Consider the following 2,500-nt stretch of genomic DNA (forward strand, 5'->3'; position numbering starts at 1 on the left):
AAAAAAAAAAAAAGCCCGCTTGGATGCGGGCTATATGTTTGGTTGCGGGGGCAGGATTTGAACCTGCGGCCTTCAGGTTATGAGCCTGACGAGCTACCGGGCTGCTCCACCCCGCGTTATCCGATTTTTGCCTAAGGCAAAATATCGTATTTCTGCCGAGCAAATTGCGAAGCAATTTGTCTCGTGTTCATGAGGCACCAAACACAAAAGGCCGCTTTGGTAGCGGCCCTTTGATCGGCTTTGGGCCGTAAGATTTCGTTCAGAGAAGATATTCACGAGTTGCGTTTAGCAGACCTGGCAGCGACCGACTCTCCCGCGTCTTAAGACGAAGTACCATAGGCGCTGGGGCGTTTCACGGCCGTGTTCGGAAAGGGAACGGGTGCAGCCACCCCGCCATGACCACCAGGTCAGCGAAGCGCAACTTGTGTGAGAAGCTGGTGATGTTTTCACATCGTTTATTTGAACACGTCTTCAGCATCATCACCCGAACAAACACTGTCGTGTTTGCCGGTGATGAGCATAGTCAATGAGAACGATCAAGCCAATCGAGCTATTAGTACCGGTAAGCTTCATGCGTTGCCGCACTTCCACACCCGGCCTATCAACGTGGTCGTCTTCCACGGCTCTGATAGGGAACACTCGTTTCCAGGTGGGTTTCCCGCTTAGATGCCTTCAGCGGTTATCCCGTCCATATATAGCTACCCTGCTATGCCCTTGGCAGGACAACAGGTCCACCAGAGATATGTCCATCCCGGTCCTCTCGTACTAGGGACAGATCCTGTCAATATTCCTACACCCACGGCAGATAGGGACCGAACTGTCTCACGACGTTCTGAACCCAGCTCACGTACCGCTTTAATTGGCGAACAGCCAAACCCTTGGGACCTGCTCCAGCCCCAGGATGCGATGAGCCGACATCGAGGTGCCAAACAACCCCGTCGATATGGACTCTTGGGGGTCATCAGCCTGTTATCCCCGGCGTACCTTTTATCCGTTGAGCGATGGCCCTTCCACGCGGGACCACCGGATCACTATGACCGACTTTCGTCTCTGCTCGACTTGTCAGTCTCGCAGTCAGGCGGGCTTATGCCATTGCACTCGACGACCGATTTCCGACCGGTCTGAGCCCACCATCGCGCGCCTCCGTTACTCTTTCGGAGGCGACCGCCCCAGTCAAACTACCCACCATACACTGTCCCGGACCCGGATAACGGGCCGCGGTTAGACATCCATGACGATAAGGGTGGTATTTCAAGGATGGCTCCACAGAAACTGGCGTCCCTGCTTCAAAGCCTACCACCTATCCTACACATGCCGACACGAATGCCAGTGTAAAGCTATAGTAAAGGTGCACGGGGTCTTTCCGTCTGACCGCAGGAACCCCGCATCTTCACGGGGAATTCAATTTCACTGAGTCTATGTTGGAGACAGCGGGGAAGTCGTTACGCCATTCGTGCAGGTCGGAACTTACCCGACAAGGAATTTCGCTACCTTAGGACCGTTATAGTTACGGCCGCCGTTTACTGGGGCTTCGATTCAAAGCTTGCACCTCTCCTCTTAACCTTCCAGCACCGGGCAGGCGTCAGACCCTATACGTCGTCTTGCGACTTCGCAGAGCCCTGTGTTTTTGATAAACAGTCGCTACCCCCTGGTCTGTGCCACCCCACAAGAGTTGCCTCATATGGGGTCACGCTTCTTCCGAAGTTACGCGTGCAATTTGCCGAGTTCCTTCAACATAGTTCTCTCAAGCGCCTTGGTATACTCTACCTGACCACCTGTGTCGGTTTCGGGTACGGTCTATACGGTGGAGCTATTTCCTGGAACCGCTCCGCTGCCCATCCAATCCAATAAGAATGAACAACTTGTGCGATCCGTCACTTCCACCAGGCCCACGAATATTAACGTGGTTCCCATCGACTACGCGTGTCCGCCTCGTCTTAGGGGCCGGCTAACCCTGCTCAGATTAACTTTAAGCAGGAACCCTTGGTCTTTCGGCGAGAGGGTCTCTCACCCTCTTTATCGTTACTCATGTCAACATTCGCACTTCCGATACCTCCAGGACCCCTCACAGGTATCCCTTCATCAGCTTACGGAACGCTCCGCTACCACTCCTCAAAGAGGAATCCTCAGCTTCGGTGCATGGCTTTAGCCCCGTTACATTTTCGGCGCAAAGACCCTTATTTAGACCAGTGAGCTGTTACGCTTTCTTTAAATGATGGCTGCTTCTAAGCCAACATCCTGGTTGTTTTGGGATCCTCACATCCTTTCCCACTTAGCCATGACTTGGGGACCTTAGCTGGAGGTTAGGGTTGTTGCCCTTTTCACGACGGACGTTAGCACCCGCCGTGTGTCTGCCTGGTAGTACTTCCCGGTATTCGGAGTTTGGTTAGGATCAGTAAGACGGTGAGTCCCCATAGCCCATCCAGTGCTCTACCCCCGGGAGTATTCGCCAGACGCTCTACCTAAATAGATTTCGCGGAGAACCAGCTATTTCCGAGTT

1 tRNA gene and 2 rRNA genes (1 of these 3 cut by a window edge) are annotated in these 2,500 nt (G+C 53.5%); all 3 read right to left on the reverse strand.

What is annotated here, in order from left to right:
- Nucleotides 1–39: 39 nt before the first annotated feature.
- Nucleotides 40–116 (reverse strand) — tRNA-Met (locus tag AC1DF8_RS36110).
- 176 nt (nucleotides 117–292) lie between these two features.
- Nucleotides 293–407: ribosomal RNA gene (gene rrf, locus AC1DF8_RS36115) — 5S ribosomal RNA — on the reverse strand.
- A 125-nt stretch (nucleotides 408–532) separates the two neighbouring features.
- A 23S ribosomal RNA gene (locus AC1DF8_RS36120) occupies nucleotides 533–2,500 on the reverse strand (it continues 831 nt past the right edge of the window).

The organism is Rhizobium sp. 05N49 (assembly GCF_056396805.1).